At 42.8% G+C, this 5,534-nt stretch carries 6 protein-coding genes; 3 read left to right on the top strand and 3 right to left on the bottom strand.

Annotated features, from left to right (window positions below):
- Nucleotides 1-333 precede the first annotated feature (333 nt).
- Nucleotides 334-462, bottom strand: a complete 129-nt coding sequence (locus O9295_RS12280; RefSeq protein WP_287749678.1) for a hypothetical protein — start codon at nt 460-462, stop codon at nt 334-336.
- Between the two features lie 101 nt (nt 463-563).
- Here O9295_RS12280 and O9295_RS12285 point away from each other — a divergent pair, with 101 nt between their 5' ends.
- The 3 genes from O9295_RS12285 (at nt 564) to O9295_RS12295 (ending at nt 2,544) form a co-directional block, all read left to right on the top strand.
- A complete protein-coding gene (locus O9295_RS12285; RefSeq protein ID WP_288033106.1) occupies nt 564-743 on the top strand; it encodes a hypothetical protein in 180 nt (59 codons plus the stop codon).
- 291 nt (nt 744-1,034) lie between these two features.
- Nucleotides 1,035-1,904, top strand: coding sequence for a bile acid:sodium symporter family protein (locus O9295_RS12290; protein WP_288033108.1), 870 nt, complete (start codon nt 1,035-1,037; stop codon nt 1,902-1,904).
- Between the two features lie 43 nt (nt 1,905-1,947).
- Nucleotides 1,948-2,544: a hypothetical protein gene (locus O9295_RS12295; protein ID WP_288033109.1), complete on the top strand. Its 597-nt coding sequence runs from the start codon at nt 1,948-1,950 to the stop codon at nt 2,542-2,544.
- Between the two features lie 23 nt (nt 2,545-2,567).
- Here the strand turns inward: O9295_RS12295 and recA are convergent, their stop codons facing one another.
- Both recA and O9295_RS12305 read right to left on the bottom strand, forming a co-directional pair.
- Nucleotides 2,568-3,635 (bottom strand): recombinase RecA, encoded by a 1,068-nt coding sequence (gene recA, locus O9295_RS12300; RefSeq protein WP_149987829.1) that lies wholly within the window; start codon nt 3,633-3,635, stop codon nt 2,568-2,570.
- 127 nt (nt 3,636-3,762) lie between these two features.
- Entirely contained in the window at nt 3,763-4,716 is a 954-nt protein-coding gene (locus O9295_RS12305) for an aldo/keto reductase (protein ID WP_288033111.1), read from the bottom strand.
- Nucleotides 4,717-5,534 lie beyond the last annotated feature (818 nt).

A 5,534-nucleotide genomic window follows, 5' to 3' on the forward strand; every position in this document is an offset into this window, starting at 1 on the left:
TCAGGTGGTCAACTACCTAATTTTCAGGGAAAAAGTACCTGAATTTTCCCCCGATCCCCGCAATGGCTGGCACTTTTTGAGGGGAAAAAAGTCCAAAAGTCTTATCCAACAAGGTTTTTAGATTTATTCAGCAAACCCTAATTACTATTGATAGATTTCCTATTCTGCATTAGCAGCAGGGGAGGCTGTCGGTTCCTCAAAAATGACCAATTCTCAGGATAATTATTCTAGAGAATTTAACCCTTTTTCCGTTAACTTAATTAAGGGCAATCTATCGGGATTATCAAAGAGAGTGATATGGAGGAAATTAGCTACTTTATCAATTACTTTACCCTAGAGAAATCCTCGAACTCGATCGCACAAAGAGGCAAAGAGTAAACCGGTAATCGTGCTGAGGGAATCGGTCAACAAGCTAAGGAAAATTAATCCGCTTACACTTGCGACTACCTTTAAAACAAACAACGGTTCAGTCTTGTCTGACGAATAATACACATTATTACAGTCCCCGGCACTCGAACCAGGGATAAAGGTACAATAAAAATGTAGGGTTCTGGAGGGTTGCTATGTTTACACACAACTTAGAAGACAGAAAACTGTCCCTCGATCGAGAAGGGAAAACTCTGCAAAAATTCACCTATCGTTCACCAAAAATCTACCACCTCGATCGCCCTAGCAATTTATCAACAGAAAGGAATTCAAGGACTGCGGGATTTAGAAGGAAAATTTTCCCTCGTTATTCTTGATGGGAGTCCTGCGGCAACATTCCCTAGGCATTGCTGATGTCGAAAGTGGCAGTCGCATCGGCAGTTCCCTAGCTGTGATCCCATGGTTGTCACCAAGCAACTGAAGTATAACTAGGATATCATCCCGGAGCGGGAAGGGAAACTGGACTAAAATCGCCAAGGTTTGGATTTCTCCTACAATTTAACCTCCCCTGCACACCGGGGGTTTTTTAGTCAGCAAACCCTAACTAGGGACAAGAATAAATTAGTCAATTTATGGGAAAATAAGCTCATCTTCTCCGCTTTTATCCCATGCAAGCCGACTTTTTTACTAATATCCTCTTACCCGTTGGCCTAGGCGTTTTAATGTTAGGCATGGGATTGGGATTAATTCTCGCCGATTTTCAGCGTATCACCCGTTATCCCAAAGCAGTCCTGATCGGTTTAGTCAATCAAATTATTATTCTACCGATCGTCGGCTTTATTATTGTTTCTCTTTTGCCTCTCCGGCCAGAAATTGCCGTCGGTTTAATGATTGTCGCCATTTGCCCCAGCGGCCCTTCCTCCAATGTTTTAACCTATTTAGCTAAGGGAGATGTGGCCCTTTCTGTTACTTTAACCGCTTTTAGCAGCATCATCACCATTTTCACAATACCTTTTTTAGCTAGTTTCATTCTCCAGCATTTTATGGGTGAAAGTGCCGCTATCTCCCTACCCATTGGTTCCACTATGGGGCAGATATTTTTGATTATAGTTTTACCCATGATTATGGGTATGACTATCCGCCATTACTTCCCTTTACTGGCCAAAAGTCTGGAACCGATAACTAATCGTTTAGCCGTGATTTTTCTAGCAGTTATTATCTGCTTATTAATCCTGAGAGAATGGCAACGTTTACCTTTATTTATCGCTCAAACTGGCCTCGCAGTGATCATTTTAAATACGGTTGCTTCCCTAATTGGTTTTTTCAGTGGTCTTTTATTTCAATTAACTATTCCCCAAAGAATTTGTATTGCAATTGAAGTGGGTATTCAAAGCGGCACTTTAGCTATTGGCATCACTGCCGGTTTATTAAAGAATCCCGATCTAGCCATTCCCGCAATGGTCTATAGTTTATGGATGTATGTCAGCGCTTTTATCACTGTTTATTATGGTCGCAAAAAAGCAGCTTTGGCAAAATAGCTAAATCGGGTGATAGGATCTAGCTAAAAACTGATAACTGATTATGTTAATTGGTAAATATTTAACCCTAGAAGAATTATCTACCTGTTCCCAAACCTATCAAAAGTATGCATCACAAATCGATCCCTACCCAAAAAATACCGCAACGATAACCGCTTGGCAAAATCTCGCTCACTTTATTATCGATCCAATTATTGATAATTTTGGTCGAGAAAAATTTCAATTAACCTATGGATTTTGTTCCAATGATCTGAGAAAATTTCTCCAAAAAAAAGACCCAATCACTGGCTTAAAAAACGGTAGAATCGATCCCAGTCGTGATCAACATTGCGCCCACGAAATTAATCAAAAAGGTCAATATTATTGTCAGCGATTGGGGGCAGCCTGTGATTTTCGGATTATCGATTTAACTAGCGATCGCCTGATAGATTGGATTTTAAACCAAAAATTACCCTTTGACTCTCTCTATTTTTACGGAATTAATCGCCCGATTCATATCAGCTACGGACCCCAACATAAACGAGATCTATGGACTTTTACCACTAAAGGAACACCGACTAAAAAAGGTTTACAATCATGGTTAGAAGCCGCTAAATCTATCGATTCTGAAGCTAAAAAATCCCCCAAAATAGGGGGATAACCAAGACTTAAAACCGTCTTCTTTTAGATTTCTGGTTCCAGATCGTCCTCCTCATCCTCATCGGCCGGTTCCGTGGGGAAAGGAACCGAACCCATGTCTAATTTATCCCGCAATAACTTCTCAATTTCTGCCGCTACTTCTGGCCTTTCTTCGAGATATTTAACGGCATTATCGCGACCCTGGGCAATATTTTCGCCATTATAGCTATACCATGCCCCTTTACGAGTAACCACGTTAGTTTGTTCGGCGATATCGAGCATACAACCCACTTGGGAAATGCCTTTACCGAAGATAATATCAAATTCAGCAATCCGGAAAGGAGGCGCAACTTTATTTTTAGCCACCTTCACCTTGGCCCGAATTCCGTATTCCCCTTCCGTCCCTTTTTTCAAAGTTTGAATGCGACGGATATCTAAACGCACCGAGGCATAGAATTTTAAGGCCGTTCCTCCGGTGGTCACTTCAGGATTGCCGTAGGTGACACCGATTTTTTGCCGCAGTTGGTTGAGGAAAATCACCACACAACCCGATTTACCAATATTACCAGCAATTTTTCGCAGGGCTTTACTCATCAAACGGGCCTGCAAACCCACCTGATTATCCCCCATTTCCCCCTCAATTTCCGCCCGCGGCACTAAAGCGGCCACCGAGTCGATGACAACGATATCCACGGCCGAAGAACGCACTAACTGGTCAACTATTTCTAAGGCTGCCTCCCCCGTATCCGGTTGTGCCACCAGTAAATTATTGATATCTACCCCTAAATCTTCCGAATAGGTGGGATCTAAAGCGTGTTCCGCATCGACAAAGGCCGCCACTCCCCCAGCTTTCTGCACTTCTGCGATCGCATGGAGGGCTAAGGTGGTTTTTCCGGAACTTTCTGGCCCGTAAATTTCGACGATGCGGCCCTTCGGTAAACCGCCACCCAACGCCATATCTAGGGTTAAAGCACCACTAGGCACGGTTTCCACCCGCATCCGGGTTGCGTCTCCCAAACGCATAATCGAACCTTTGCCAAAGTTGCGCTCGATTTGAGTTAAGACTAAGCCTAAGGCTTTATCTCGATCGGAATTATTTGTCATTGTCGCCATTAATTTTCTCCCCAGTTTTCTTAAGTAGTACAGCAGTATCTAAAGATTGTAGCTTGTTTTAATCTTGATCACCAAAAAGTTAGAGACTTTTTCCAGAATGGTGATCAAAAATCAAAACTTTTGATTTTTACAGCCAAGGTCGGCTCATCTGTTCTAATTGCGTCACCTCTTGCGCTTCTAAACTCCATCCTAAGGCCCCGGCATTTTCCCTCGCTTGGGCCGCGGTTTTTGCCCCCGGAATGGGAATCACATCCCCTTGGGCGATTAACCAATTGAGGGCGACTTGTGCGGGGGTTTTTTGGTATTTTACGCCCAATTCTTGCATTACCCTTAAAATTGGGGCTATTTTATCCAAACCTTCTTTTTTGAACCGTGGGTCAACTTTTCTGGCTCCATCGGGCAAATTCTGGCTTTCTGGGCTATATTTACCCGTCAGTAGTCCTTGAGCGAGGGGGCTGTAGGCGAGGATGGTGACACCTAATTCCTTGGCCGTGGCTAAAATTCCCTTAGTTTCTATTTTGCGATACAAAAGCGAATACTGCACCTGATTGACCGCTAAGGGAACCTCTTTTTTCGCCAAAATCTGGCTTGCTTGACGCATTTGCTCGGCGGAATAATTACTTACACCCACGGAACCAATCCGGCCGCGTTTTACTTCTTCCCCTAGGGCATTCATTAGGGTTTCTTGGCTAATTAGGAAGGTGAAGGGCCAATGTACTTGGTAAAGGGCAATTTTATCGGTTTGTAGACGGTTTAAGCTCTCGGTAATGGCATTATGAACCGCATTCGCCCCAAATCGCCACGGTACGGGGGCAAATTTGCTGGCAATATCGATGGGAATATCGGTCTGTTGGGTAAATTTTCCTAAGAGTCGTTCCGATTCCCCCAGTCCATAGACTTCGGCTGTGTCAAAAAAGGTGATTCCTGCCTCTACTGCCGCTTTAAAGGCCTCCTCTACCTGACTAGCTCCGTATTCCTTGCCATAGTTCCAGAATAGTTTATCTCCCCATGCCCAAGTCCCGATTCCCAAGGCACTGACGGCAATTCCTGTTTGTCCGAGATTAGCGGTTTGTCTAGTCATATTCCCTACAAAGAATGACAGCGTTTCTCATTTAAAGTTGAAGTGTAACCTATATTTGGTCTGACTCCCCACTAACCCCCTTTTTTGATTCCTGAAAATTCCCACCCATAATTAATGGGAAAGGACTTGACTTTGCCGGCGATTTGCGCTATGCTTTTTTTATAATGGGAGTCTGTGCAAAAATTTTTTAAACCCACAGATTTCCATTATGAATAAAATCTTTTAAAAATATTATCCCAAAATCTGCCGACAAAAGCAAGCAAAATTTTGCCGATAATTGTTAAGTTTTGTATCTGGTTCCCCGGTTCTACCTGATAACTGTTCACCGAACACAGCAAAATCTCCCCAACACCCGGCCCCCACTAACCCCCTTTTTTGATTCTGGGAAATTCCCACCCATAAGTAATGGGAAAGGACTTGACTTTGCCGGCGACTTGCGCTATGCTTTTTTTATAATCGGAATCTGTGCAAAATTTTTTTAGACGCAAAGATTTCCATTATGAATAAAATTCTTTAAAAATATTATCCCAAAATCTCCCGACAAAAGCAAGCGAAATTTTGCCGATAATTGTTAAGTTTTGTTAACAAAAAAATACAGAGATCAGCAAGGTAAAAAAATCGAAGTCTCTTGCTGATCCTGTTTGTCGCCTAAGCTATGATTAGGTTAGGCGAATTTTGCGCTTTGACTAATTGTTAGTGCTAACTTCCGTGGTTTCAACAATTGCCGTCGGTTGGCAGGGAGTGGGTTGAAATTTCTCTGGAAAAGAGAAGCCTAAAAATGATGCGATCGCAAATATGGTGCTGATAATTTTGGCAAG

It is taken from the genome of Microcystis sp. LE18-22.4A, from assembly GCF_027531105.1.
Lineage (GTDB): Bacteria > Cyanobacteriota > Cyanobacteriia > Cyanobacteriales > Microcystaceae > Microcystis > Microcystis aeruginosa.